At 72.8% G+C, this 24272-nt stretch carries 23 protein-coding genes and 1 tRNA gene; 12 read left to right on the top strand and 12 right to left on the bottom strand.

The window, feature by feature from the left end; translation table 11 throughout:
* Position 1 precedes the first annotated feature (1 nt).
* Entirely contained in the window at positions 2–172 is a 171-nt protein-coding gene (locus LV79_RS09925; RefSeq protein WP_253834345.1) for a hypothetical protein, read from the bottom strand.
* A gap of 20 nt (positions 173–192) precedes the next feature.
* Positions 193–1641, bottom strand: coding sequence for an AlkA N-terminal domain-containing protein (locus LV79_RS09920; protein ID WP_253834343.1), 1449 nt, complete (start codon positions 1639–1641; stop codon positions 193–195).
* A gap of 120 nt (positions 1642–1761) precedes the next feature.
* On the opposite strand from LV79_RS09920, the gene LV79_RS09915 reads away from it, so the two are divergent.
* Complete coding sequence (locus tag LV79_RS09915) at positions 1762–2589, top strand: isocitrate lyase/PEP mutase family protein (RefSeq protein WP_253834341.1); 828 nt, start codon at positions 1762–1764, stop codon at positions 2587–2589.
* Here LV79_RS09915 and LV79_RS09910 read toward each other — a convergent pair.
* Positions 2529–3233, bottom strand: a complete 705-nt coding sequence (locus LV79_RS09910) for a TetR/AcrR family transcriptional regulator (RefSeq protein ID WP_253834339.1) — start codon at positions 3231–3233, stop codon at positions 2529–2531. The genes LV79_RS09915 and LV79_RS09910 overlap by 61 nt on opposite strands.
* 91 nt (positions 3234–3324) lie before the next feature.
* On the opposite strand from LV79_RS09910, the gene LV79_RS09905 reads away from it, so the two are divergent.
* Positions 3325–3522, top strand: coding sequence for an antitoxin (locus tag LV79_RS09905; RefSeq protein ID WP_253834337.1), 198 nt, complete (start codon positions 3325–3327; stop codon positions 3520–3522).
* A gap of 40 nt (positions 3523–3562) precedes the next feature.
* On the opposite strand, the gene LV79_RS09900 is transcribed toward LV79_RS09905, so the two are convergent.
* The 3 genes from LV79_RS09900 to LV79_RS09890 are packed head-to-tail and all read right to left on the bottom strand — an operon-like array spanning position 3563 to position 6368.
* Positions 3563–5194: an ABC-F family ATP-binding cassette domain-containing protein gene (locus LV79_RS09900; protein WP_253834335.1), complete on the bottom strand. Its 1632-nt coding sequence runs from the start codon at positions 5192–5194 to the stop codon at positions 3563–3565.
* Positions 5191–6084 carry an alpha/beta hydrolase gene (locus tag LV79_RS09895; RefSeq protein WP_253834333.1) on the bottom strand — a complete coding sequence of 298 codons (894 nt, stop codon included), beginning with the start codon at positions 6082–6084 and terminating at the stop codon, positions 5191–5193. Before LV79_RS09895 ends, LV79_RS09900 begins: the two co-directional genes overlap by 4 nt.
* Before the next feature lie 23 nt (positions 6085–6107).
* Complete coding sequence (locus tag LV79_RS09890) at positions 6108–6368, bottom strand: hypothetical protein (protein WP_253834331.1); 261 nt, start codon at positions 6366–6368, stop codon at positions 6108–6110.
* A 275-nt stretch (positions 6369–6643) separates the two neighbouring features.
* Between LV79_RS09890 and LV79_RS09885 the strand changes: the two genes are divergently transcribed.
* Positions 6644–7771 (top strand): S1 family peptidase, encoded by a 1128-nt coding sequence (locus LV79_RS09885; RefSeq protein ID WP_253834329.1) that lies wholly within the window; start codon positions 6644–6646, stop codon positions 7769–7771.
* Between the two features lie 75 nt (positions 7772–7846).
* On the opposite strand, the gene LV79_RS09880 is transcribed toward LV79_RS09885, so the two are convergent.
* On the bottom strand, positions 7847–9046 hold the full coding sequence (locus tag LV79_RS09880) for a cysteine desulfurase-like protein (protein ID WP_253834327.1): 1200 nt from the start codon (positions 9044–9046) through the stop codon (positions 7847–7849).
* Positions 9047–9161: 115 nt separating this feature from the next.
* Here LV79_RS09880 and LV79_RS09875 point away from each other — a divergent pair.
* The 3 genes from LV79_RS09875 to LV79_RS09865 all read left to right on the top strand — a co-directional run bounded on the left by LV79_RS09875 (position 9162) and on the right by LV79_RS09865 (position 10266).
* Positions 9162–9236: transfer RNA gene (locus LV79_RS09875), tRNA-Cys, on the top strand.
* A gap of 35 nt (positions 9237–9271) precedes the next feature.
* On the top strand, positions 9272–9832 hold the full coding sequence (locus LV79_RS09870) for a YceI family protein (RefSeq protein WP_253834319.1): 561 nt from the start codon (positions 9272–9274) through the stop codon (positions 9830–9832).
* Between the two features lie 20 nt (positions 9833–9852).
* Entirely contained in the window at positions 9853–10266 is a 414-nt protein-coding gene (locus LV79_RS09865) for a DUF1707 SHOCT-like domain-containing protein (protein ID WP_253834318.1), read from the top strand.
* A 60-nt stretch (positions 10267–10326) separates the two neighbouring features.
* Here the strand turns inward: LV79_RS09865 and LV79_RS09860 are convergent, their stop codons facing one another.
* Both LV79_RS09860 and LV79_RS09855 read right to left on the bottom strand, forming a co-directional pair.
* The gene (locus LV79_RS09860) at positions 10327–12699 is read right to left on the bottom strand and encodes a helix-turn-helix transcriptional regulator (protein WP_253834317.1); all 2373 of its coding nucleotides are present in this window, start codon (positions 12697–12699) and stop codon (positions 10327–10329) included.
* Positions 12696–13976 carry an Hsp70 family protein gene (locus LV79_RS09855; RefSeq protein WP_253834316.1) on the bottom strand — a complete coding sequence of 427 codons (1281 nt, stop codon included), beginning with the start codon at positions 13974–13976 and terminating at the stop codon, positions 12696–12698. Before LV79_RS09855 ends, LV79_RS09860 begins: the two co-directional genes overlap by 4 nt.
* A 241-nt stretch (positions 13977–14217) precedes the next feature.
* Here LV79_RS09855 and LV79_RS09850 point away from each other — a divergent pair, with 241 nt between their 5' ends.
* The 5 genes from LV79_RS09850 (at position 14218) to LV79_RS09830 (ending at position 20240) form a co-directional block, all read left to right on the top strand.
* Complete coding sequence (locus LV79_RS09850; protein WP_253834315.1) at positions 14218–15570, top strand: IniB N-terminal domain-containing protein; 1353 nt, start codon at positions 14218–14220, stop codon at positions 15568–15570.
* 89 nt (positions 15571–15659) lie between these two features.
* Positions 15660–17351 carry a dynamin family protein gene (locus LV79_RS09845; protein ID WP_253834314.1) on the top strand — a complete coding sequence of 564 codons (1692 nt, stop codon included), beginning with the start codon at positions 15660–15662 and terminating at the stop codon, positions 17349–17351.
* A gap of 109 nt (positions 17352–17460) precedes the next feature.
* Positions 17461–18489 (top strand): hypothetical protein, encoded by a 1029-nt coding sequence (locus tag LV79_RS09840; protein WP_253834313.1) that lies wholly within the window; start codon positions 17461–17463, stop codon positions 18487–18489.
* 63 nt (positions 18490–18552) lie between these two features.
* Positions 18553–18882, top strand: a complete 330-nt coding sequence (locus LV79_RS09835) for a hypothetical protein (RefSeq protein ID WP_253834312.1) — start codon at positions 18553–18555, stop codon at positions 18880–18882.
* On the top strand, positions 18879–20240 hold the full coding sequence (locus LV79_RS09830) for a DUF2867 domain-containing protein (RefSeq protein ID WP_253834310.1): 1362 nt from the start codon (positions 18879–18881) through the stop codon (positions 20238–20240). Before LV79_RS09835 ends, LV79_RS09830 begins: the two co-directional genes overlap by 4 nt.
* Here the strand turns inward: LV79_RS09830 and LV79_RS09825 are convergent.
* From LV79_RS09825 to LV79_RS09815, 3 genes are all read right to left on the bottom strand, one after another.
* A complete protein-coding gene (locus LV79_RS09825; protein ID WP_372495299.1) occupies positions 20234–21034 on the bottom strand; it encodes a sucrase ferredoxin in 801 nt (266 codons plus the stop codon). The two genes, LV79_RS09830 and LV79_RS09825, sit on opposite strands and share 7 nt — an antisense overlap.
* A 70-nt stretch (positions 21035–21104) precedes the next feature.
* Complete coding sequence (locus LV79_RS09820) at positions 21105–22361, bottom strand: cupin domain-containing protein (RefSeq protein WP_253834305.1); 1257 nt, start codon at positions 22359–22361, stop codon at positions 21105–21107.
* A complete protein-coding gene (locus tag LV79_RS09815) occupies positions 22358–22624 on the bottom strand; it encodes a hypothetical protein (protein ID WP_253834303.1) in 267 nt (88 codons plus the stop codon). Before LV79_RS09815 ends, LV79_RS09820 begins: the two co-directional genes overlap by 4 nt.
* A gap of 289 nt (positions 22625–22913) precedes the next feature.
* Between LV79_RS09815 and LV79_RS09810 the strand changes: the two genes are divergently transcribed.
* On the top strand, positions 22914–24110 hold the full coding sequence (locus LV79_RS09810; protein ID WP_253834301.1) for a serine/threonine-protein kinase: 1197 nt from the start codon (positions 22914–22916) through the stop codon (positions 24108–24110).
* Positions 24111–24272 lie beyond the last annotated feature (162 nt).

Genomic DNA, 24272 nt, shown 5'->3' with positions numbered 1-24272 from the left:
GCTAGAGGCCCCTCGTGGTTGAGCGGAAGGTGGTGATGGCGTTGGTGACGGGGTCGATGAGGTCTGGGTGGGGGAGGGGGATGGTGCGGAGGCGGTGGCATTCGGCGACCAGGCGGGTGGTGGTGCCGGTTGGGGGTCCCCAGCAGTCGTCCTCGATGGCTTCCAGGGACACGATGCCTCCACTGTGGACGGTTAAAGCCGGTGTTCGCCGATGGCCCAAAGGTACTGCACGGCGTAGGCGCGCCAGGGGCGCCAGGCTGAGGCGTGGGCGGTGAGGGCGGACGGGGTGTGCGGTAGGCCGAGGGCGCGGGCGGCGGCGCGGACGGTGAGGTCGCCGGGGAGGAAGGCGTCGGGGTCGCCGAGGGCGCGCATGGCGATGGTCTCGACGGTCCAGGGGCCGAAGCCGGGGAGGGTGGCGAGGCGGGCCCTTGCGCGTTCGCGGTCGGCGCCGACGCCGAGGTCGATGGCGTTGTTGGCCAGGGCGGAGACGAGGGCGGCGATGGTGTCGCGGCGGGCGCGGGGCAGCGCGAAGCGGTCCGGGTCCAGTTCGGCGAGGGTGGCCGCCGTGGGGAACAGGTGGGTGAGGCCGCCCGCGGGGTCGTGCACCGGGTCGCCGTGGTCGTGGACGAGGCGGGCGAGGTGGGACTTGGCGGCGGCGATGGAGACCTGCTGGCCGAGGACCGCGCGGATGGCCAGTTCGCCGCCGTCGACGGTGCGGGCGACCCGGCGGCCGGGTTCGCGGCGCACGTGCGGGGCGAGCACCGGGTCGGCGGCGAGCAGGTCGTCCACCGCGATCGGGTCGGCGTCGAGGTCGAGCAGCCTGCGGCAGCGGCTGATGGCGCGGGCCAGGTCGCGCAGGTCGGTCAGGGCGAGCTGGCAGGCGATGTGGTCGACGGTCGGGCGCAGGGTCGCGATGCCGGTGCCGTGCGGGAGCCGCAGCGTGCGCCGGTAGGCCCCGTCGCGCCACTCCTCGACGCCGGGGATGGCGGTGGCGGCGAGGTGGCCGAACAGGTTGTCCGGGCACAGCGGTTGGCGGAACGGCAGCCGCAGCGACAGGACACCGGGGCTGGCGACCTGTCTGCCCGCGCGCAGCCGCAGCTCGGTCGGCGGCAGCGCGAACACCTCGCGCACGGTGTCGTTGAACGTGCGGATGCTGCCGAACCCGGCGGCGGCGGCGACCTCGCTCATCGGCAGCGCGGTGGTCTCGATCAGCAGCCGGGCGGTCTGCGCGCGTTGCGCCCTGGCCAACGCGAGCGGTCCGGCGCCGAACTCGGCGAGCAGCTGGCGCTCCACCTGGCGGACGCTGTAGCCGAGCCGGGCGGCCAGACCGGGCACACCGGCGCGGTCGACGACACCGTCGGCGATCAGCCGCATGGCCCGGGCGGCGAGGTCCGCGCGCTCGTTCCACTGCGGCGACCCGGGGCTGGCGTCCGGGCGGCACCGCTTGCAGGCCCGGTAGCCCGCTTGTTGCGCGGCAGCCGCACTCGGGAAGAACGTCATGTTCTCCGCCTTGGGCGGCATCCCGGGACAACTGGGTCGGCAGTAGATGCGGGTGGTCCTGACGGCGGTGTAGAACCAGCCGTCGAAACGCGCGTCCCTGGACCGCACCGCGCGGACGCAGCGGTCGAAATCCTCATGCACCCGAACAGGATGGTGGTCGGCCGTACAGCGTCATTGGCGGTAAAACGACTTGACAGTCCAGAAAGCAGTGCCGTCGGAATCCAGCCAGCCGCTGTCGGTGCGGCCTGCTTGTATGCCCCCATGACGACTTCCCAACAGGACCGAGCCGCCGCCTTCACCGCGCTGCACACCGCCGGCACACCGTTGTTGCTGGCCAACGCCTGGGACGTGGCCAGCGCGGTGGTCTCCGCTGCGGCCGGTGTCCCCGCCGTGGCGACCACCAGCGCCGGTGTCGCGTGGGGCCTTGGCGCCCCCGACGGCGACGCCCTGGAGCGCGCGGCGGCGGTCGCGCTGATCGCCCGCGTGGTGTCCGCGGTGGACGTGCCGGTGACCGCGGACATCGAGTCCGGTTTCGGCGCGACGCCCGACGGTGTGGCCGAGACGGTGCGCGGGGTGCTCGCCGCGGGCGCGGTGGGCGTGAACATCGAGGACAGCCACGACGACGACCTGCGCCCGCTCGACGAGCAGGCGGACCGGCTGGTGGCGGCCCGGTCGACGGCTGACCAGGCCGGGATCGCCTTGTACGTCAACGCCAGGACGGACACCTACCTGCGCGGGGCGGGTGCCGACGAGGCGGAGCGGTTCGCGATCACCGTGCGGCGCGCGAGCGCCTACCTCGACGCCGGGGCGTCGGGGATCTTCGTGCCCGGCCTGACCGACCTGGACGTGCTGGCCAGGTTGGCGCGCGAGATCCCGGCGCCGGTCAACGCGATGGTCTACCCGGGTGCGCCGACGGTGGCCGAGCTGGTGCCGACGGGGGTGGCGCGGATCAGCCTGGGTGCCGCGATCGCGCAGTCCGCGTACGCGTTGGTGCGCCGGGCGACCCGGGAGTTGTTGGTGTCCGGGACCTACGAGTCGGTGGCCGAGGCGCTGTCGTGGGGCGAGCTCAACGAGCTGCTTGCCCGCTGACCGCCCACCGGCGTCCGCTGACCGTCCGGTTGGGACGCGATGCCGTCGAGGATGCGCGCCAGCCCGTAGTGGAAGACGTCGACCTGGCACACGTCGACCTGGCAGACGCCGCCCTCGTCAGTCCCTTCCGGACCACTGATGTCTGGATCGCCCGGGGCGTCGCGGTCGCGGTCGTCCTCGGTCGCGATGCTCTGCCAGGCGTGCGTCAGCAGCAGGGTGTTGACCGCGACGGCCTCGTCGCCGAAGCCCGCGTGGCGCAGGACGGCGAGGCCCCGGTCGATGAGCTCGCGCAGCGCGGGCACCCGGTCGCCGCGGACGGCGAGGCGGCGCGCGGTGCCGGGGTGGCGGCGCAGCACCGGTCGCGCGTCGGTGAGCAGCCGCTCGAACCACTGCCGCCAGGGCAGGTCTTCGGCCGGTAGCGGTAACTCGGCGACGACCTGGTCGAGCACCGCGGCCACGACCGACTCGCGGTCGCCGACGTGGTGGTAGACCACCGCCGGGTAGGCGCCGATCTCGCCGGAGAGCTGGCGCAACGTCCAGTTCTCCAGGCCGTGCCGCGCGGTCAGGCCGAGCGCGGCGGCCACGATCCGCGCGGGGGTGACGGCGGTCTGCCGCTTGCCGCTGACTGATGCATACGTGGCCATACGTGCACAGTAATGGGTCTCTCAACGCGAGTGGTCCGGAACCTTTGGGGGTACCTGACCCGTTGAGAAGGTGAGCGGAAGGGAGCGGACGATGCCACTGCTGAAGAGGCTGACCGCGTTGGCGGGTGCCGCCGCGGCGGCCACCAAGTACGCGAAGAAGAACCCGGAGAAGGTCAACCGGATGGCCGCGAAGGCGGGCCATTTCGTCAACCAGCGCACCCGGGGCAAGTACAGTCGCCAGATCGATAGCGCGGTCCGCCGCGTGCACACGGCGACCAAACCCCGCTGACCACGCGCGGTGGGCCGTCGCCACGACGGCCCACTGCCGCTCAGCTCTCGGACACCTTGCCCGCGTCGACCCGCAGGTCGCGCGTGGTGGCCACCGCGTCCAGCATCTTGCGGTCGTGGGTGACCAGCAGCAGGGTGCCCGGGTACTCGGCGAGCGCGGCCTCCAGCTGTTCGATGGCCGGGAGGTCGAGGTGGTTGGTGGGTTCGTCCAGGACGAGCAGGTTGACCCCGCGGGCTTGGAGCAGGGCCATGGCCGCGCGGGTCCGCTCGCCTGGCGACAGCGTGGCGGCGGGCCGCAGGACGTGCGCCGACCGCAGGCCGAACTTGGCCAGCAGGGTGCGCACCTCCGCGGTCGGCCAGTCCGGGACCTGGCGGCTGAACGCGTCGAGCAGCTCCTCGTCGCCGAGGAAGAGCCCACGAGCTTGGTCGACCTCGCCGACGACGACGCCCGGACCGAGGTAGGCCGAGCCTGACGTCAGTTCCGCCCGGCCGAGCAGGGCGGCCAGCAGCGTCGACTTGCCCGCGCCGTTCGCGCCGGTGATGGCGACCTTGTCCGCCCAGCCGATCTCCAGGGTGACCGGTCCCAGGGTGAAACCGCCCCTGGTGACGACCGCGTTGGTCAGCGCCGCGACGACCGCGCCGGTGCGGGGCGCGGCGGCGATCTCCATCCGCAGCTCCCACTCCTTGCGCGGCTCCTCGACCACGTCGAGCCGCTCGATCATCCGCTCGGTCTGCCTGGCCTTGGCGGCCTGCTTCTCGCTGGACTCGGCGCGCAGCTTGCGGCCGATCTTGTCGTTGTCGGTGGCCTTGCGGCGGGCGTTGCGGACACCCTTGTCCATCCACCCCCGCTGCGTGCGGGCCCGGGCCTCCAGCGCCGACTTGGTGTCGGCGAACTCCTCGAAGGCCTCGCGGGCGTGCTTGCGGGCCAGCTCGCGCTCCTCCAGGTACGCGCCGTACCCGCCGCCGTACTCGCGGATCTCCTGCTGGTGCAGGTCGAGTTCGAGCACGCTGGTGACGGTCCTGGTGAGGAACTCGCGGTCGTGGCTGATCACGATCGCCCCGGTGCGCAGGCCCCCGACGAACGCCTCGAGCCGGGCGAGGCCGTCGAGGTCCAGGTCGTTGGTCGGCTCGTCGAGCAGGAAGATGTCGTAGCGGCTCAGCAGCAGCGAGGCGAGGCCCGCGCGGGCGGCCTGACCGCCGGAGAGCGACACCATCTCCTGGTCGAGCCCCACACCGAGCCCGATCTCGGCGATGGCGGCGACCGCGCGCTCGTCGAAGTCGGCGCCACCGAGCGACAGCCACCGCTCCAGCGCGACGGTGTAGGCCTCGCCGTCGGCGCCGTTCGCCAGTGCCTCCGCCTCGGCGTCCATGGTCCGCTGCGCCTCGGCGACGCCGGTGCGCCTGGCGAGGAACTCGCCGACGGTCTCCCCCGGGCGGCGTTCCGGTTCCTGCGGCAAGTAGCCGACGGTCGCGGTCGGCGGGTTCAGCCGGACGTCGCCCTCCTCCGCGGGCAGTAGCCCGGCCAGCGTCCGCAGCAGCGTCGACTTGCCCGCTCCGTTGACGCCGACGAGGCCGATGACGTCGCCCGGCGCCACGACCAGGTCGAGGTCGTCGAACAGAATGCGGTCACCGTGGCCCGCCGCGAGTCCCTTGGCCACCAACGTCGCGCTCATGACAGCTCCGCTCGGAGGTTCGCCGCGACCTGGGCCACGGCTTGCCGCGCGGCGTCGAACCGGGCCAGGCGGCGGAAGAAGCCGTGGATCATGCCCTGGTAGCGGACCGCGACGGCGGGTACGCCTGCCTCGGCCAGCGCCTGCGCGTAGGCCTCACCGGACGCGCGCAGGATGTCGTGCTCGGCGGTGATCACCAGCGTCGGCGGCAGGCCGACCAGGTCGGCGGTGCCCGGTGCGAGGTCGGGCTGATCGCGGTCGACGCCCTCGGGAGCGTATGCGTCCCAACAGAACTCGAGTCCCTGCGGCAACAACCCCGGGCTATCCACATCGGACAGTTCGGCGGTGTGGTCGGTGATCGGGCAGACGAGCACCTGCGCGGCGAAGGACTGGCCGCGGTCGCGTGCGCGCCGGGCCGCCACCGTCGCCAGGTGCGCGCCAGCGGAGTCGCCCGCGATCGCCATCCGGCTGACGTCCAGGCCGATCTCGGACCCGACCCGGCGCAGCCAGGCGACGGCGGTGTCGACGTCGTCGATGGCGGCGGGGAACGGGTGCTCCGGCGCGAGCCGGTAGTCGACGGCGACGACAGCGGCACCGGAGAGCGCGGCGAGGTAGCGGCACAACGGGTCGTGGGTGTCCAGGTCGCCCATGGCCCACCCGCCGCCGTGCAAGTAGACGGTGACCGGGAGTGGACTGTCCGACGCGGGCAGGTAGAGCCGGATCGGGACACCGCCCGCGGAGGCGTCGGACACCGCGGCCAGTGGCGTGCCGGGCCCGGCTTCCGCGAGCGTGGTCGCCGCGAAGCCCGCTCGGGCCGCGGGCAGGGTCTCGACGGTCAACGGCGGCGGGACGCCACCGGCCTTGGCCACGGCGCGCACCTGCGGGTGCAGCACGACACACCTCCGGGGGACACGGGTCACCACCCCGGCGGTGGGACCGCCTCAATGATGTCCGACCGGCCAACCCAATTGGGGACTGGCCTGTGGTCGGGGCCGAGCGGGCGCACCGGCAGCCGGTACCGGTCCAGGTACGGGTCCGGCTCGGGGTGGCCCGCGACCACGCCGATGCCGACGAACCGGGGCTTGCCCCGGTCGAAGTCGACCATGTCGAAGGTGATCACCCAACCCGGCGGCGGCCAGTCCATCGCGGCCTCGCCGAGGTCCCCCGAAATCGTCACGACACCCGCATCGCTTCTCACTCGAATGATGTAACCAACTGAGACATTGGAGACGGTGCTGTTCGCTCACCGTTGGTAACCGATTTACGGCTCAATGGGTGAAGAAATCACAGAACCGACTTTCGTAGGGTGCCCCACCTGCGCGGAGTCACTCTAGCGTCAGTCCATCACACCGACCGGCCACGACGATCAGCGGTCGCTGATCCGGGTGACGGTCGGGTGGGTGCTCAACCCGGACCCCCGGGACCCTGCGAGCAAGGAAGAGGACCATCCCCATGCGCAGCAGCTCCACCAGAAAACAGGTGCTCGTCGCCCTCGGCGCCACCGGACTGGCCGCCGTCGCGGCCGTGGCGCTCACCCCGTCGGCCACCGCCGCCCCCGCGGCGCTCGTCCCGGCCATGCAGCGCGACCTCGGCCTCAGCGCCGAGCAGGTGCACCAGCGGGTCGCCACCGAGAACTCGGCCAGGTCCCTGTTACCGACCGCGCGGGACGCGGCCGGCCAGGCCTTCGGCGGGTCGTGGTTCGACCAGGGCACGCTCGTGGTCGGCGTGACCGACGCGGGCAAGGTGGACGCGGTCCGCTCGACCGGCGCCCGCCCGGCCGTGGTCACCCACAGCGCGGCGGACCTGGACGCGACCAAGGCCGCCATCGACGAGCAGGCGGGCGCGGGTGCTCCGACCGCCGTCACCGGCTGGTACGTCGACGCGCCGTCGAACTCCGTCGTGCTCACCGTCCAGCGCGGCGCGACGGGCGCGGACGTGACGTCCTTCGTGGACAAGGCCAAGACGACCGGACCGGTGCGCGTGGCCGAGACGACTGAGGCGCCGCGGCCGTTCGCGGGTTCGGTCGTCGGCGGGAACGCCTACTACATCAACGGTTCCAGCCGCTGTTCGGTCGGTTTCTCCGTCGAGGGCGGGTTCGTCACCGCGGGCCACTGCGGCACCCAGGGTTCGCCCACGACCGGTTCCGACCAGAGCGCCCTCGGCACGTTCCAGGGTTCTTCGTTCCCCGGCAACGACTACGCGTGGGTCGCGACCAACTCGTCGTGGACGCCGTCGCCGACCGTCAACGGGTACGGCAACGGGAACGTGACCGTCGGCGGGTCGTCCGAGGCGGGCGTCGGCCAGAGCGTGTGCCGGTCCGGCTCGACCACCGGCTGGCACTGCGGCACCATCCAGGCCACCAACTCCACGGTCAACTACCCGCAGGGCACCGTCACCGGTCTGACCAAGACCAACGCGTGCGCGGAGCCCGGCGACTCGGGTGGCTCGTGGGTCAGCGGCGACCAGGCCCAGGGCGTGACCTCGGGCGGGTCCGGCAACTGCTCCTCCGGCGGGACGACGTACTTCCAGCCGGTCAACGAGATCCTCTCGGTCTACGGGCTCTCACTCGCCACCGGCTGATCCGCGCGGCGCGGTGGACCGAGGCCCTGCCTGGGGTGCGCCAGGCAGGGCCTCGCCCCGTCCTTGTCCGTAGCCTCAGCCGATGTCGGCCAGCGCGGTGAGCAGCCGGTCCACATCGGACACGTCGGTGTACGGGGCGATCCCGGCCCGCACCGCGCCCGCGTCGCCGATGCCGAGCCAGCGGGCGCACTCGATGGCGTAGAAGTGGCTCGCGGGTGCGTTGACCCCGGCCAGGGCGAGCCGCTCGTAGACGGTAGCGGGCGCCACACCATCCACAGTGAACAGAACGGTGGATGTCCTGTCACGCTGGGGATCGCCGTAGAGCTGGATGCCGGGCAGGGCGCGCAACCCGGTCTCCAAGCGGGCGAGCAGGACGCTCTCGTGCTCGTGCAGCGCCGCCAGCGACCGGGTCAGCCGCTCCCGGCGGGTGCCCTCCCCCGGCACCAGGTTGGCCATGAACTCGATCGCCGCCGTGCTGCCCGCCAGCGACTCGTACGGCAGGGTGCCGAGTTCGAACCGCTCCGGGACGGCGTCGGAGGACGGCAGCAGCTTGTCCGGCCGGATGGTCTCCAGCAGCTCGGGGTCGGCCACGACGGAGCCCAGGTGCGGGCCGAGGAACTTGTACTGGGAACAGGCGTAGAAGTCGGCCCCGAGCGCCTTGACGTCGACCAGGGCGTGCGGGGTGTAGTGGACGCCGTCGACGTAGGACAGGGCACCCACGGCGCGCGCGGCCGCGGTGATCGCCGGGACGTCCGGCCGGGTGCCGAGCAGGTTCGACGCGGCGGTGACCGCGACCAGGCGGGTCTTGGGGCTGATCAGGTCGGCGACGGCCGAGACCGGCAGCACCCCCGTGTCGCGGTCGAAGTCGGCCCAGCGCACGGTCGCCCCCACCGCGGCGGCGGCCTGCACCCAGGGCCGGATGTTGGCGTCGTGGTCGAGCCTGGTCACCACCACCTCGTCGCCGGGGCCCCAGTCCTTGGCCAGCGCCCTGGCGAAGTCGTAGGTCAACTGGGTCATGCTGCGGCCGAACACCACCCCAGCCGGGTGGGCGCCGAGCAGGTCGGCCACCGCTTGGCGGGCATCGGTGACGATCAGGTCGGCCCGCCGCTCCGCCGCCGTCACCCGCCCCCGGTTGGCCACGGCGGCGAGCATCGCGCCCGCCACCGCCTCGGCCACGTCCACGGGCACCTGCGAGCCGCCCGGCCCGTCGAAGTGCGCCGCACCCTCGGCCAGCGCGGGGAACCTCGCCCGGACCGCCGCCACGTCGTAATTCATCCCATGACTGAGCACACCGCTGAGCCTAGGCGCACGCGGTCCCGCAGAGCGGGAACCGCTGCTTGACCTTTGACCGCGACCGGCTCGGGTGCCAAGTTGTCGGTAAGCACTTACTGGTGAGGTGACCGAGTGGCTGAGGTAGCGGCCTGCAAAGCCGTGCACGCGGGTTCGAATCCCGTCCTCACCTCCAGCAAGCCCGTTCGACCAGCACAAGGAGCACGTGCCGTGACCACCGCCATCGAGATCCCCGGCTACCTGGCCGGGACGTGGGACATCGACCCCATTCACTCGGACGTGTCCTTCGTGGTGCGCCACCTGGGGCTGGCCCGCTACCGGCGCAGCTTCGAGCGGTTCAGCGGCGTGATCGTCACCGCCGCCGACCCGCTGGCCTCCACGGTCACCGCCGAGATCGACACCACGTCGTTCGACACCGGCCTCGAGGTGTTCAACCGGCACCTGCTCGGCTCCGAGTTCCTCGACACCGAGACGCACCCGACGGCCACCCTGGTGTCCACCGGCCTGCGCCCCGACGGCGAGAACTTCCTGCTCGACGTCGACCTGACGCTGCTGGGCACCACCCGCCCGGTCACCCTCGCCGTCGAGGCCCTCGGCTTCGGCGTCGGCATCGACGGCGCGGTGAAGACGGCGTTCTCCGGTTCCACCACCATCAGCCGGGGTGAGTTCGGCCTGACCTACCAGTCCACCCTCGCCAACGGCAACTTCGTGATCAGCGACGAGGTACGCGTACTGGTGGAAATCGAGGCCGTACTCCGCGAAGGGGCCTGATCCCGGCGTAAAGTGGCGGCATGGGGACGGGTCGGGAGGCCAACATCAGGGTCGGCACCTCCGAGCGCGAGCAGGCCGTGGCCGCCTTGGCCGACCACCTCGCCAACGGGCGCCTCGACCTCGCCGAGTACGAACAACGCGTCACCCAGGCCGCCGCCGCCCGAACCCGCTCCGACCTGCGCGCCCTGTTCGACGACCTCCCCGACCCACACCCCTCCTTCGACGAACCGGCGCGGGCCCCAGCACCCGCGCCGGTGGTCGTCGTCCGCGACCCCCTGCTGGAACGCCCAGCGGCACGCCGCAACAACCGGGGCTTGGCCCTGTTCCTGGGCGTGGCGGGCGTGTGCACCTTGGGCGTGGTCGCCGTGACCTCCACCTGGTGGGCACTGGCACCCCTGGCCATCCTGGCACTCATCCTGGTCTTCACCTCGTAGAACGCCACCTGCTTGAGTCGCGATGCGAAGCGGGTTCACGTGTTCCGCGGCCCTGAGAAGTTATGGGGCCAGGGCTGGGCTGGTCCTCTGTGGAGGCTGTGGGGTGACCATGTCGCGGAGTTGGGTGAGGAGGTCGGTGCGGCTGGTGGCTCCTAGGCGGGAGCGCATGCGGGCCATGTGGTGTTCGACGGTTTTGGCGGAGATGAAGAGCCGGTCGCCGATTTGCTTGTAGGTCAGGCCCGCTAGGACCAGTTCGGCCACCTGGAGTTCGCGGCCGCTGAGGCGGGATTTGCCGGTGGGGTCGGTGGCGGCTTCCTCGCGGGCGGCGCCGGACTGGAGGGTTCGGGCGCAGTCGAGCAGCGCGAGCATGCGCTTGCGGTCGGCGGTGCGGGTGGCGGCTTGGCCTGCCAGGCGGGCGGCGTCCCAGTGCAGGCCGACGGCGTGCAGGGCGCGGGCGGCGGATTCGACGCGGGGGGCGTTGACGTTGCCCGCCAGGACATCCAGCCAGCAGCGGGCGGCCTCGGCCAGAGCTGCGGGGAACTGCTCGGTGGACCCCGACAGCACCTCGACGTGATCACGTGCGGCTGGCACGCGCGAGGCGGTGATCTCGGCGTGGAAGGCCTGCCACCGGGGGAAAGCGGTCCAGGCGGGTGGGTTGTCGAGCGCCGCGAGCAGGGTCCACGCGCGGTCCAGGTGCGGGGTGAAGCGGTCGAGTTCACCGAGGCGGGCGGCGGCGATGGCGAACTCGCCGAGCGGGAGCAGGGTGAACAGGTCGATGTCGTGGCGGACGACGGCCTCGTTGGCCGAGTCCCAGACCCGGCGCAGGGTGGCGAGGTCGCCGTCGCGGCGGGCGGCGCCGACCGCGAGGCCGACGGCGAACAGCCGGTCGCGCGGCGTCTGCCTGCCGTCGGGCACCGGAACCGACTCCCCGCGCAGCATCGCGGGCCACGCCGCCAGCAGCGCGTGCCGGGTGCGCAGCAGCTCGCCACCGGTGCACGCCCTGGCCAGCAGCGGCTCGGCGATACCGGTCGCCCCGGTGTTGATGGCCAGGATGGCGCCGAGCGCAGCGGGGCTGTCGGGCAGCAGCACGTCCCGGCCGACCGGCTCCATCACCTCGGCCGCACGCACCACAGTGGACAGTGCGCCCGCGTCGCCGCCGATGGAGTCGAGAATCCCCTTGGCCGCGAGGGAGATGGCCGTGCTGAACAGCGTCGGCGGCGCGGCGGAGTCGGCGGGCATGGCGGACTTGGCCTCCGCGAGCCTGCCCGTCCCGGCCAAGCCGATGGCGGCCAGCGCACCCGCGCCCGCCCACCGGTACATCTCGGCGCTCCGCGTGGCCTGTCCCCGGTGCGCCAACGCGGCGGCGGCAACGTGGGCGGCACGCGGCTCACCGGCGGCGAGGAGCGTGTCCGCCCTGCGCAACGCGGCATCAAGATCACCGGCGCGCGCCTCGGCCTCAGCGCGACCGATCTCGTCGACCGGGTGTCCCGCGTTCTCCGCCGCTTGGTGCAACTGGACCGCGAAACCCGGCTCGGCCTCGGCGGCTGCAGCGGCATAGACGGCACCAGCAGCGGGACCAGAAGCGGAGGCGGCCAGGAGCGCGGCAGCGAACTCGCCGGTCGGACCGGTGCGAGCCAGGCGCAACTCCGCGAGCCCACCCAGCGCGGCGGTGCGCTGATCAGCCGGGACGAGCGCACGCAGCACCGCGGCGGCCAACGGCAGCAACGACCCGTCCGCGGCGAGCAACCCAGTCGCCCGTGCCGCATCGACATGGGCAGCGGCGACCGTCGGGGGCACGCCGAGCAGCCCACCGAGCAACGTTGCGTCGGCGTTGACCTCGGCGGCCAACAGTGCGTGCACCTGGTCGGCGGTGAGCTGGTCCAGGTCGAGCCGGAACTCGTCGATGGCTGCGGCTGGCACGGTGTCCTGCCCCTGGGACAGGTGCGGCGCGAGCCGGTGGACCAGGCCGGGAACACCGCCGGTCTGGCAGTGCACGAACGCCGCCAGGCCCGGGTCAGCCCCGAGTGCGCCCAGGCAAGCGGCGGTGCGGTCGACGTCGAACGCCCGCAGGACGACCTGCCCCCGCAACCGGCCGAGCAGCGTGGTCAGCCCTGTCGGGCGCGGACGCGGGCGTGCGGCGATGACCAACCCGGCCGACTCGTCGGCGAGATGCGCGTCGAGTTCGACGAAATCCTTGTCGCACAACAGGTGTGCGTCATCAACCAGCAGGAGACCGCCGGTGGCACCGCTGCGGTACCGGCGCGCGCCGTTCGCCGTGGCGAGCAGGTCGAGCAGCGCGCTCTTGCCGTAGCCGCCGGGGGCGATCACCGCCAGCCGCACCGGGGCGAGGTCGCCGCTGGTGATCGCGGCGCACAGCCTGCGGGTCGGGTCGTCGAGCACCAGCTCGTCCGGGGTCGCGTGCCCCGGGATCACCGGGCACCCCGGCGGCCGAACCGGAAGCCGCGCGCGGGCGGTTCCAGCGGGACGACCTCGACCGGTGGTCGCGGCGGCGGTTCCTCGGACACGTCGATCCCGTCCACAGTGGAGTCCAGCACCGGGAACAGCGCCGGTTCGCTTTCCGGGTCAGGCACCGGTTTCCGCACAGCGGAGGGCAGTTCAGGCGCGTGCGGGGCCAGCGCGAGCGCCGCGCCCCTGGCGGCGGCGGTGGCCGGGTCGTCGAGCACCGGTCCGGGGGCGAGGGCGGCGACCAGCGGGATCTTGGCCGTGCCGCCCGCGACGACGGCGGTCGGGGCCTTGCCGAGCATCGCGCGGGTCGCGGCCAGGGCGGGCAGCAGCACCGGGGCGGCCAACTCGGCGAACGCGGCGCGGGTGACGGTGACGTCGGTGCGCAGGTGCGGCACGGGGACGCGGACCTCGGTGGCGGCGGAGAGCCGCTCCTTGGCGGTGGCGCAGGCGGCGCGGAACGCCACCAGCAGCGCCGGGTCGGGCTGCGGGGCGAGCACGGCGGTCGTCTCGAGGTCGGTGCTGCCCGTGATCGCGGCCGGTGGGGTCGCCGAGAGCACGACGTGGCGGTACAGGGCGTCGTCGACCGCGGCGCCCGCGCGAGGGGTCACACCATGGGCAACGACGTCGAAGGCCACCGGGTTACGCACGAGTAGCGCGTGATCCGCGCGGTGCCCGCCGAGCAGCGACACCACCAGCGGCGATCCGGCCGGGACCGGGGTCTCGGCGTGGTGCGCCTCGGCGGCCGCGGTGACGGTGGGCAGCAGGGTGACCCCGGGCAGCCCGGCCTCGGTGAGCGCGTCGTACAGCAGCGCCTGTCGGTATGACCCCCACTCGGGTGGGTGGGTGACAGCGAGCCTGCTCGGCGGCCCGCCCTCGGCCTCGGCGACCACGTCGACGACCCACCCGGCGATGGCCGCGACCAGGTTCTCCGCCGGGTAGAGCTCGCCTGCGACCAGCACCGGGACGTCGTCGCCGACCCGGTCGAGCACGGCGCGCGCGATCCGCTCCGGCTGCTCGGCCCCCGCTCGTTCCGCGGCCGCGCCGACCAGCACTTCCCCTTGTGCGCCAAGGAAGATCGCCGACGGCAGCCAGCGCGCGGACCCGTCGAGCGCGACCACCTCGACCGGCCCGAACCCGGTTCCGGCGCGGCGGCGCACGGCGGCGGCGCACCGGGTGCGGCCGATGTCGACGCCGAGCAGGTAGGACGGGGAACCGGGCATGGCGGTGCGGTCCTCCTCGGTCACTGGTGCCCCAGTTCGTACCAGGCGACCAACCCCCGTCAGCAACCCCGAGTGGTACGCACAACACTCCCTAACCCCCTAATAGGTGAATAGTCACCGACCGTTCGGTGGGGGATTGAGACAGGGAGTGATCCCCGATGGCGGCATCCGCCATCCGGCCTACCGTTGTCGATCATCAGCCAGGGTCGATGCCCCGGTCCCCTGGCCGAGTCCCCGCCCGTCGCCATCCCCCGAGGAGAAGCAGTTGTCCAGCTCCGGCTCCGGCCAGCCCACCCCGCTCGCCCAGCCCACCGCCCAGCCCGCCGAGCCGCTCACCGGCACGGACGCCGGTCAGACCCTGCACGAGTTCGTGCTCGGCCTGATCTCCGACGACGCCGCCCGCACCGCCTTCGCCGCCGACCCCTCCGGCACCCTGGCTGGCGCGGGCCTCGGCGACGTCTCGGTGCAGGACCTGCAGGACGCGCTGCCCTTCGTCGCCGACTACGCCCCCGCCGCCGACCTGCGCGAGGTGTCCGAGGTGCTGACCTCGGCGACCACGGCCACCGGCGACCTGGACCCGAGCGCGGCCGCGGGTGAGCTCGAGATCGGCTCCGACTGGTTCTCCAGCGCCAGCGCGTTCGAGCAGAACGGCGGCCTGCACGCCGTCACCGCAGGTGCCACCAACGACTTCGGCTACGCCGCCGACCTGACCGTCGACGACGACTCGCTCGTCGGCGCGTTCGCCCTGGAGTCCGAGCAGGTCACCGGGTCCGGCCAGGTCGCGTTCGCCGACGACCGCGTCGCCGCCGCGGCCGGGACCGACTTCGGCTCCGCCGCCGCTGCCGCCTCGTCCTCCGGTGCGGCCGCGGCCGTTGGCGCGGCCGGGTTCGACGCCGATGTCGACGTCGACCTGTCCCTTGTGGACTACTCCGACCCGACAGCCGCACTCGACGCCGTCGCGCTGCCCGAGGTCGAGGTGAGCGTGGCGGGCACCGGTTCGCTGAGCACCACGGGCCTGACCGACCGGTTCGACCTGCCCGGCACCGACCTGCACGGCATCGACCCGACCGGCGCGCTGGACACCGACTCGTTGCGCGGCACCGACCTCACCGCGGGCACCGTGGCGGACTTCGTCAGCTCCGGCGGTGAGCTGCTGCACGGTTCGCCGGTCGACCTCGGCGGGTTCCTCACCGGTTCTTCGCCGCTCGACCACGTCGAGGAGATCAGCGAGCACCTGCGGGCCACCCTGCCGCAGCCGGTCCCCGCACCGGAGCCCGCGCAGCACCTCCCGGTCGACACCGGCGCGCTGCCCGAGCTGCCGGAGCTCCCCCAGCTGCCCGGCGGGCTGCCGACCGACCACCTGCCGCAGCTGCCCGGCGGGCTGCCGCACCTGCCCACGGACCTCCCGCACCTCCCGCACCTGCCCGAGCTCCCGGTCGACCTGCCGCACCTGCCGCAGCTCCCGGTGGAGGTCCCCGACCTCCCGGTGGCCAACCCGCTGCCGGACGTGGCCAGCCAGGTGTCCCACTCCGTGGGCGGCCTGACCGACGGCGCGCTCGGCGACCACGGCCTGCCCGACGTCGGCGGCCTCACCGGTGACCTGGACCTCGGCCACTGAGCCGACCCGCGGTGGCGGCGGGGTCTGTCCCAGCGACAGGCCCCGCCGTCTTCACCTATCCGGGGGAACAAGGCATTCTCAAAAGGGTGATGACCGCGCCTCCCTGGTTGGACCTGTTGGACGACACCATCCGCGCCTGCGCGACCCACGAGCGCCACGACCTGGTCGACCGGCTGCTCGACCGGCGCGCCGGTCTGCTGGAGCCGGGCCGCCGCGTGGTGGTCGCCGGGTACCCGGGCAAGGGCAAGAGCGAGCTGGTGAACGCCCTGGTCGGCGCCGACGTGTGCCCGGTCGGCACGGACCTGACCACGATCGCGCCCACCGTCGTCCGGCACGCGGAGAGACCGACGCCGCTGCTGGAGGCCTCGGACCGCTCGGCGGGTCGCGACGTCGGGCTGCCGCGCGCGCTGCTGGGTGCCGGGCTGGTGCTGGTCGACTCCCCCGGGTTCGGCGCGCCCGGCTGCCCCCGGACCGCGCGGGCGCTGGCGGTGCTCGCCGACGCCGACGCGGTGCTGGTGGTGACCGACGCGACCAGTGAGCTGAGCGCGCTGGAGCTGGAACTGCTGGTCCACGTCAGCAGGCTGTGCCCGACCGTCCTGGTCGCGCTGACCAAGATCGACCTGGTGCCCGGGTGGCGCCGGGTCGCCGAGGTCGACCGGGGCAGGCTGGCCGAGGTCGGGGTGGTCGCGCCGCTGATCCCGGTGTCGTCGGTGCTGCGCGCGGCCGCGGTGCGCACCGAGGACGCCGAGCTGAACAAGGAATCCGGGTTCGCCGACCTGATCGGCTGCCTGCGCCGCGACGTGCTCACCGACCCCGCGCGGGTCGCGGCCCGGGCCGCCGCGGCGACGAGCGGGTTGGCGCTGGAGCAGCTGATCACCCCGCTGCGCGCGGAGTTCGACGCGGGACTCGCGCCGACCGACACGCGTGCGCTCTCCGAGTGGCAGTCCGCGGGGCGGCGGGTGGAGCGGCTGCAGCGGGAGAGCGCGCGCTGGCAGACCCAGCTCGCCGACGACGTCGGGGACCTGTTGGCGGACCTGGACTTCGACCTGCGCGAACGCACCAGGCGGATCCTGCGCGAGGTGGACGACTACTTCGACGCGGCCGACCCGGGCACGGTGTGGGACGAGTTCAGCGACTGGATGCACGACGCGCTGACGGCGGTGGCCGAGGTCAACTCCGGCTGGCTGGTCGAGCGGTTCGAGTGGATCGCCACCCGGGTCGCCAGGAAGGCCCTGCCCGGCAACGACGTCGTCCCCGGCGAGATGCTGCGCGCGTTGGGCGGCAGCTGGCACGACGACCTGCGCAAACCCAACATCGAGCGGTTCTCCCCGGCGCAGAAGGTGTTCGTCGGCCTGCGCGGGTCCTACAGCGGCCTGCTGATGTCCGGCCTGGCGACCACCCTGGCCGGGCTGCCGCTGATCAACCCGATCTCCCTCGGCGCGGGCGCGGCCTTCGGCGCCCGCAGCGTCTTCGAGGAACGCGGCGCCCGCCTCAAACGCCGCCAAGCGGTCGCCAAGACCGCCGCCCAGCGCCACGTCGACGACTTCTTCCTCCGCTACGGCAAGGAAGCCAAGGACGCGACCCGCACCGTGCACCGCGCCCTGCGCGACCGCTGCACCGAGGTGGCCCACTCCCTGCGCGAGGCAGCGGCCGAGTCCGCTCGCGTCATCAAGACCGAACTCGAGGCCGAATCCGCCCGCAACACCGCCCGCCTGACCCAGGTCCGCCGCGACCTGGAACGCCTCCTGGCCCTCCGCACCCGCATCGAAGCCGCCAGGTGACCACCTCACCGCACGACCACCTGAGGGCCGCTCGACATGGCCGCCCGCGGCAAAGCAGCCCCGACGCCATGTCACGATCGAGTGGATCGAAACCCCCAAGTGAGAGCCCATGACTGACCTGCCCACGATCACCTGGGGCCTGCTCGAACGAGCCACCCGCGAAGCACCACCCAGCGCGCAGGTGGCAGGCGAGTGGTTGGCGCGGTTGCAAGGGCCGCTGCGGGTTGGTGTCGTCGGGGCACCAGGGGTGGGGCGGAGCACGGTGGTGCGGGCGTTGGCTGGGGCGCCGTTCGAGGTGGTGGAGGGGGACGCCGCGGTTCGGTTGTGGTTGGTGCGGAGGCCGGATGAGGCCGTTGTGGCGGATGCGGTGTCCACGATCGTGGTGCTGGCTCGTGCGGACGAACTGGGTGGGGGCCGGGTCGACGCGGTGGCGGCGGCGGGCAGGGTTGCGGCACGGCATGCGCGGGAAGACCTGGGCGAGCGGTGCCAGGCGGTCGTTGCGGTCGCTGCGCTGCCTGCCGTAGGTGGGCTGCGGCTGACCAGGGACGATGCGAACGCCCTTGCGGCGTTGGTGCACGAGCCGGACGCACTGCTCTCCGTCGACCGGCTAAGGGCGCGGGTAGGCGCCGCGTTGCCGGACAAGCTGGGGATGTTCGGCGTGCGGGTGGCGGTGGAGCTGGTCCGGCAGGGCGCGGCGGTGCCGTCCGGGTTGGTGCACCACAGCGGCGTCCAGGACCTGCTGGACGCGGTCGACACGCACTTCCTGGCGCGGGCGGGCGTGTTGCGGGCGCGGGCGGCGTTGCTCGCCATCACCCCGTTGTTGCGCGGCCACCCGCTGTCCGCCGACGTCGAGCGGGTCCTGGCCAGCGCGCACGAGCCCCACGAGTTGCGGCTCCTGGCGGCGCTCGACGCGGGTCGGGTCAGCTTCGGGCACCGGGACGAGGAGGCCAGGTACCTGCTCGGCGCGCACGGCACGTCCCCCGCCGCCCGGCTCGCGGTCAGCGGTGACGCCTACCCCGCCCACCTGCGCTGGCAGGCGCTCACCGAGTCCCCCGACCTCACCCACGACGAACAGCGCGCGGCGGCGACCGTCGCCCGAAGCTGCGCGGCGCTGGTCGCGGTGGGGGTCGTCGAATAGCGGCTGGTCCTGCGCCGGGATACCGTCACCTCGGTTGTCCGTGGTAGTTGAGGAGTTGCCAGCGTGCTGTGGGGTTCTGGACACGACCGGCTGCTCGCGTTCGTCTACCGGTGCGTGGGCTGCTGCGTCCCCGACCAGCGCTTGGTCGGTGATCTGACGGTGGAGGTCGTCGCCTCGCTGCACGGCCGCCCCGACCTCAACCGGGACCAAGGCCGCGCCCGTGTCGTCGCGCGGCTGGTGGAGGCGCTGACCCCGTACGCGAACCCGGACGAGATCCAGGCGGGCGTGCGGTTCGCCGCGTGGCTGGACCAGACGCCGCGGTCGGGGGTGGACCCGCACGCCAGGGTCGTCGCGGTCCGCGGTTTCACCCGGCACCTGCCCGTGTTGGCATGATCGCGGTCGCAGGCGCGAGCGGGTACGTCGGCCGCAAGTTGATCCGCGCGCTTGGCAGGCCGGTGCTGGCCCTGGGTCGGCGCGCGGAGGCGTTGCCCGACGGCGAGAACGTGCGCAAGGTCGCCGTCGACGTCACCGACACCGGGGCGTTGACCGAGGTCCTGCGCGGTGTGGAGACGGCCTACTACCTCGTCCACGGCATGGCGGCAGGCGGGGATTTCGCCGAACGCGACCGGGACACCGCGGCCTCCTTCGCGGCGGCGGCCAAGGCGGCCGGGGTCGGGCGGATCATCTACCTGGGTGGACTCGGGCACGGGAAGCTGTCTCGGCACCTCGCCAGCAGGCAGGAGGTCGGCCGGGTCTTGGCCGAGGCCGGTGTGCCTGTGGTCGAACTGCGCGCCGCGGTGATCATCGGGTCCGGGAGCATCTCGTTCGAGATGTTGCGCTACCTCACCGAACGGCTGCCGGTGATGATCTGCCCGCGGTGGGTGTGCACGAAGGTCCAGCCGATCGCCGAGGCCGACCTGGTCGCGCACCTGGTGCGGGCGGCCGATCCCGAGGTCCCCGCAGGCGTGCACGAGGTCGGCGGGCCGGATGTGTTGACCTACCACGACCTCATGCAGCTCTACGCGTCCGTGCGCGGTCTGCCGCGCCGCCGGATCGTCCAGGTCCCCTTGCTGACACCGGGTCTGTCCGCGCACTGGGTCAACCTGGTGACGCCGGTCGACCGCGCGGTCAGCCGGTCGTTGATCGACAGCCTCACCACCGACGTCGTCGTCACCACCCCCAGCCCGGCCTTCGACATCGAGCCGACGCCGATGACCGAGGCCATCAAGTCCACAATGGACGAACAGCGGGACCGGATAGCCGCCAAGGCGTTCGGGTTCACCAACGGCGTGCTCGACGGCGTGTTCACCCTGTCGACCGAGGTCGAGATCCCCCGGTCCGACACCCCGGCCGCCCGGCTCGACCTGCGCCGCTGCGGCGGTTCGCTGCGCTGGTACGGCTGGGCGTGGGCGTGGTGGCTGCGGATGCTGCTCGGCAGGCTCTTCGGCGAGCGGCTGACCCTGCACCGGCCGGACAAGGTGACCAAGGGGGCCACTGTGGACTGGTGGACGGTCGCGGAGTTCGGCGACCAGCACATCGTGCTGCGCACCGAGAAGTGGTTCTGCGGCGAGGCCTGGCTCGGCTACCGGATCAGCGGGACCACGCTGCGGCAGGTCGGCGCGTTGCGGTCCAAGGGTTTGCTGGGCTGGGTGTACTGGCGCGCGGTGTACCCGATCCACCTGGTCGTGTTCCGGGTGATGGCGCGCAAGCAGGTCACCAGGGCGCACGCGTTGGCCCAGCAGGGTCAGTGAGGTTTCTCCAGCCACCGCACGAGTTCGAAGCCGCGCACCGCCGCGGGTACCGTCGCCGAGCAGGTGAGCGGGGAATCGCTGCGGTGGAACACGGCCCGCACTTCGAGTGTCGCACCCTCCAGTTCGACCAGCCATTGCTCGTGTCCACTGTGGCTCACGTTCAAGGGCCGGAACGAGTCGACGCCTGCGTTGCCGGAGTGCGATCGGGCCAGTTCCTGGGCGGCCTGCACAGGTGCCGCGTACGTCGATCGGCCACGGAAGTGTTCCAGCTCGAGGAGTCCAGCCTCGTACCTGCAGGCGATGTGTTCTGCCTTCTCCGGTGGCACTTGGCCGTAGTAGAGGCCGTGCGGGAGGGCGATCATGTTGCCCGCGAACCGGTCACCGCCGACATGCGTGCACTCCCACGTCTCCTCGGGGCGCAACGTTGCCAACGCCGCAGCAAGAGGTCGACCCCGGATCGCGCAACACGCATCGTGGCGACCGTGGGCGCACACGAGGTAGATCGGCGCGGTCGACAATTCGCCACGCGGTTCGGCCAGCCCGAGGTCGGTCAGCTCGCTGGGATCGGCGAACTGGCTCCACCACGCGCGTTCCCGGCCCGGGGTCGATTCCACGAAAGCCCACCGCCGTGGACCCGGCTGCGCCCGGCCAGGACGGCGGATCAGCAGTACCCGCGCGTGGGCGGCCGACGCTTGGGCGGCGATAGCGGCAACCACGTCCTCCGGTAACGACGAGTCCCGCCACGGGTGCGGACCCCACGGACCCGGCTGTTCGACCAAGAGCCAGTGCCGCACCGGGGGTGCGCTGGCGCCGAGTGGGTCCCCCCGGCGTAGGCACCCGTCGGAACAGCGCTCCACAGCCGGCTCAGTGGTCACAAGGCACGAGGATTCCCTCTCGCAGCAGTCTCCGCACGAGGACCATCTGATCGGCCACCGGGAGATCCGGCAATTCGCCCACAACGCGGGGCTCTCCGGTCAACAGCGCCCTCATCGCCGCAACGGTGCTGGCGGGTAGGGACAACGTGTCACCTGGGATCTCCAGAACGACCTTGTCGCCCTCTTCGCGCAAACGGTGCCGCAGTCCGGCGCGCAATCGCACGACAGAGCCTGTTCCGGCAGTTTGCGCGGCGGACGCTTGCGCCAGCGGCCCGATCGGCTCCGGCCGTGTTCCGTGCCACACCCGGTTCCTCACCCGTCGAACCACTTCGTCCACGGGCGTGTCCTTGAGCACCCGGGCCAACGCTTCCACGGTGGCGGCGAGGTGCGGGGCGATCTGGTCCGGGTCGGCCACGTCGATGCCGAGTGGGAGGGTCGCGCGCAGGTCGTCGTCCCGGCCCGCCAACCCCAGCAGCGCCTCGACCAGGGTGTACCGGGTCAGCACGTGCACGCCGACGGTCAGGTGCGCGGACACCTCGCCGAGCGCGGTCGCGGAATGCAGGTAGCCGCGCGGCAGATAGAGGGCGTCACCGGGGTTCAGCGTCTCTTCGATCAACGGCGTCTCTTGCGCGCGGGCGGCCACGGCGTCGGCACGCTGGTCCCACGGCTGGTCACGCAACGGGTCTTGGTGCACCGGCGCGTGGATCCGCCACCGCTTCTGCCCCGCGACCTGGAGCACGAACACGTCGTGCACGTCGTAGTGCGCCGAGAAGCCCTGGGAGGACGGCGGCGTGATGTAGGCGTTGATCTGCACCGGGTGGCCGAGGTCGACACCGAGTTGCCCGGCGAAGTCGATCAGCGGCGGCCACAGCCGGTGCAGCCCCTGCAGCACCACCGTCGCCCCGCCGTCGAACAGCCGCGCGACCGAGGTGTCGTCGACCTGGTCACCGATCTCCGCGCCGACCCCGCCGCCCGAGGTGAACTGGTTCGACGACAGCACCGCGCCGTCCTTGGCGACCCGCAGGAACGGGGTGCGCAGGCCGCGCCGGGACAGCAGTTCGTCCACGTCGGCCAGGGTCAGCAGGTCGTCGAAGCCCTTGGGCAGCCCACCGGCGGGGGTGAGCAGCGGCCGCGCGCCCCAGTGCCGCGCGGCGAACTCGTCGGGCTCGACCCCGACACACCGCCGGACGGCCGGGCGGTCCGTGCTGGACCACCCGGCCGCCGAGGCAACGGGACTCGCCGTCATCGGGCGCTGCCGTCGGCACCGCCGTCCGCGCCGCCGTCGCCGCCCGCGCCACCGTCCTTGGCACCGTGGTCCGACCCGGCCCCGGAGTCCGCACCGCCGTCGGCCCCACCGTCCGCGCCCCCGTCAGCACCGCCGTCGTGGCCACCGGGCACACCGGACGCGCCGTGGTCAGCGGTCCCGGCCGCGCCGTCAGCGCCACCATCGGCCCCGCCGTCAGAACCCGCGGTGTGGCCGCTGCGGATGTCGTCGTCTTCCAGAGACATGGCTACCTCCTCGTGGTGGGCGACCCATCCAGATGAGTCCCGGCCTTTGTACCCCCGAACGGGGCACACCATGCATCGGATCCACCCATCGAGCCATCCAGGCCTGGTCCTGCTCCTTGGTGGCCCCGAATCGGTCACGCCGAGCGGCACGTCCATCAATCAGGCCTGCGGGCTTGCGCACCGTCCTTGAATGGGTCACGGCGGGTGGCGAGTCCACCCGTTGGGGTTCACGTTTGCCCCGGGTGGGGGTCGGGTATCTCCGGGCGGGGCGTGACGCGCGGGAGGTGCGATGGGGACGCCGACGTTGCTCGACGACCGGTATCTGGTCGGCGAGCTCATCGGTTCAGGGGGCATGGCTGATGTGCACCGTGCGGTGGACACCCGGTTGGGGCGTCCGGTCGCGGTCAAGCTGTTCCACCCGAAGGCGGATGGTGGAACCGTGGCCAGGCTCGACACCGAGGCCAGGGTGTTGGCCGGGTTGTCGCACCCCGGTGTCGTCCGCGTGTTCGACGTCGCCGTGGAGAACGAGCGGCCGTACCTGGTGATGCAGCTGGTCGAGGGCGGCACGCTGCGCGACCGGCTGGACCGGGGGCCGCTGCCCGCGACCGATGTGGCCGTGATCGGGATCCGGCTGGCCGAGATCCTGGGGTACGTGCACTCGCGGGGGATCGTGCACCGCGACGTCAAGCCGTCCAACGTGCTCATCGACGACGAGGGCGCCTGCTGCCTGGTCGACTTCGGCATCGCGCGGGCCCTCGGTGGGGCCCGCCTGACCTCCACCGGTCACTGCGTCGGCACGGCGGCCTACCTCGCACCCGAGCAGATCCGGGGTCAGCTGACCGGACCGGCCGGTGACATCTACTCACTCGGGCTCGTGCTGCTGGAGTGCCTCACCGGCACGACCGCGTACGAGGGGTCCGACATCGAGGCCGCGATCGCTCGGCTCACCCGGGACCCGGAGATCCCCGACTGGTTGCCCGAGACCTGGGCGGACGCGATCACCGCGATGACCCAGCGGGAGCCGTCCGACCGACCCGACGCTGCCGAGTGCGTGGTGCTGCTCGCCGCGGCGGCTGGTGAAGCACCGGTGCAGGCGCCGAAGCCCGCGCCCCGGCAGGTCCGACAGGACGCCACCACCGAGGCGCCGATGGACTTCGCCGACGAGCTGCGCGCCCGCCGGACCCCGTCCCGCCTGGTGCACGCGAGCCTGGTGGCCGGTGCGCTGCTGGTCGGCGGGGTGGCCGCGCTGCTCTCGGCGGGTGCGTCGAACGCCGACCCGAGCCCGTCCCCCGCAGCGGTCACCCTGACGACGGTGCCGACCACGACGCTGGGCATGGCGCCGATGCCGGTGCGCGCGGCGACCGGGGTGATCGAGGTGCCGACCGTGCAGACCCGGGTGGTCACGATCACCCGCGAGGAGCAACGGCCCCGGTTCCCGTGGCCGACCTACCCGGGCGGGTGGGGCGACTGGGGGCACGGCGGGTGATCGCGCCCCCGATCGGTGACCCCACCCACAGCGGGTCCTGAACTGCGGTCCCGCCCCGTTCGCCATCCTGCGGCCCGGCCCCTGCTCCCCATAGGCTGGGAGCGCGCGACTGCCACCCGAGATGTGACCGCCTCGCGCCGTACCCCGCGGCCGGGCAAGACC

It is taken from the genome of Actinokineospora globicatena (assembly GCF_024171945.1).
GTDB classification, from domain to species: Bacteria; Actinomycetota; Actinomycetes; order Mycobacteriales; family Pseudonocardiaceae; genus Actinokineospora; species Actinokineospora globicatena.
This window is presented reverse-complemented; position numbering and strand designations above follow the sequence as displayed.

Excerpts from the sequence above, each read along its gene's own strand:
- LV79_RS09845 (WP_253834314.1), top strand. The coding sequence starts at position 15,660 with ATGACCGCGCCTCCCTGGTTGGACCTGTTGGACGACACCATCCGCGCC.
- LV79_RS09880 (WP_253834327.1), bottom strand. The coding sequence starts at position 9,046 with ATGAATTACGACGTGGCGGCGGTCCGGGCGAGGTTCCCCGCGCTGGCC.
- LV79_RS09905 (WP_253834337.1), top strand. The coding sequence starts at position 3,325 with ATGCCACTGCTGAAGAGGCTGACCGCGTTGGCGGGTGCCGCCGCGGCG.
- LV79_RS09820 (WP_253834305.1), bottom strand. The coding sequence starts at position 22,361 with ATGACGGCGAGTCCCGTTGCCTCGGCGGCCGGGTGGTCCAGCACGGAC.
- LV79_RS09840 (WP_253834313.1), top strand. The coding sequence starts at position 17,461 with ATGACTGACCTGCCCACGATCACCTGGGGCCTGCTCGAACGAGCCACC.
- LV79_RS09900 (WP_253834335.1), bottom strand. The coding sequence starts at position 5,194 with ATGAGCGCGACGTTGGTGGCCAAGGGACTCGCGGCGGGCCACGGTGAC.
- LV79_RS09830 (WP_253834310.1), top strand. The coding sequence starts at position 18,879 with ATGATCGCGGTCGCAGGCGCGAGCGGGTACGTCGGCCGCAAGTTGATC.
- LV79_RS09885 (WP_253834329.1), top strand. The coding sequence starts at position 6,644 with ATGCGCAGCAGCTCCACCAGAAAACAGGTGCTCGTCGCCCTCGGCGCC.
- LV79_RS09915 (WP_253834341.1), top strand. The coding sequence starts at position 1,762 with ATGACGACTTCCCAACAGGACCGAGCCGCCGCCTTCACCGCGCTGCAC.
- LV79_RS09810 (WP_253834301.1), top strand. The coding sequence starts at position 22,914 with ATGGGGACGCCGACGTTGCTCGACGACCGGTATCTGGTCGGCGAGCTC.
- LV79_RS09815 (WP_253834303.1), bottom strand. The coding sequence starts at position 22,624 with ATGTCTCTGGAAGACGACGACATCCGCAGCGGCCACACCGCGGGTTCT.
- LV79_RS09910 (WP_253834339.1), bottom strand. The coding sequence starts at position 3,233 with ATGGCCACGTATGCATCAGTCAGCGGCAAGCGGCAGACCGCCGTCACC.
- LV79_RS09865 (WP_253834318.1), top strand. The coding sequence starts at position 9,853 with ATGGGGACGGGTCGGGAGGCCAACATCAGGGTCGGCACCTCCGAGCGC.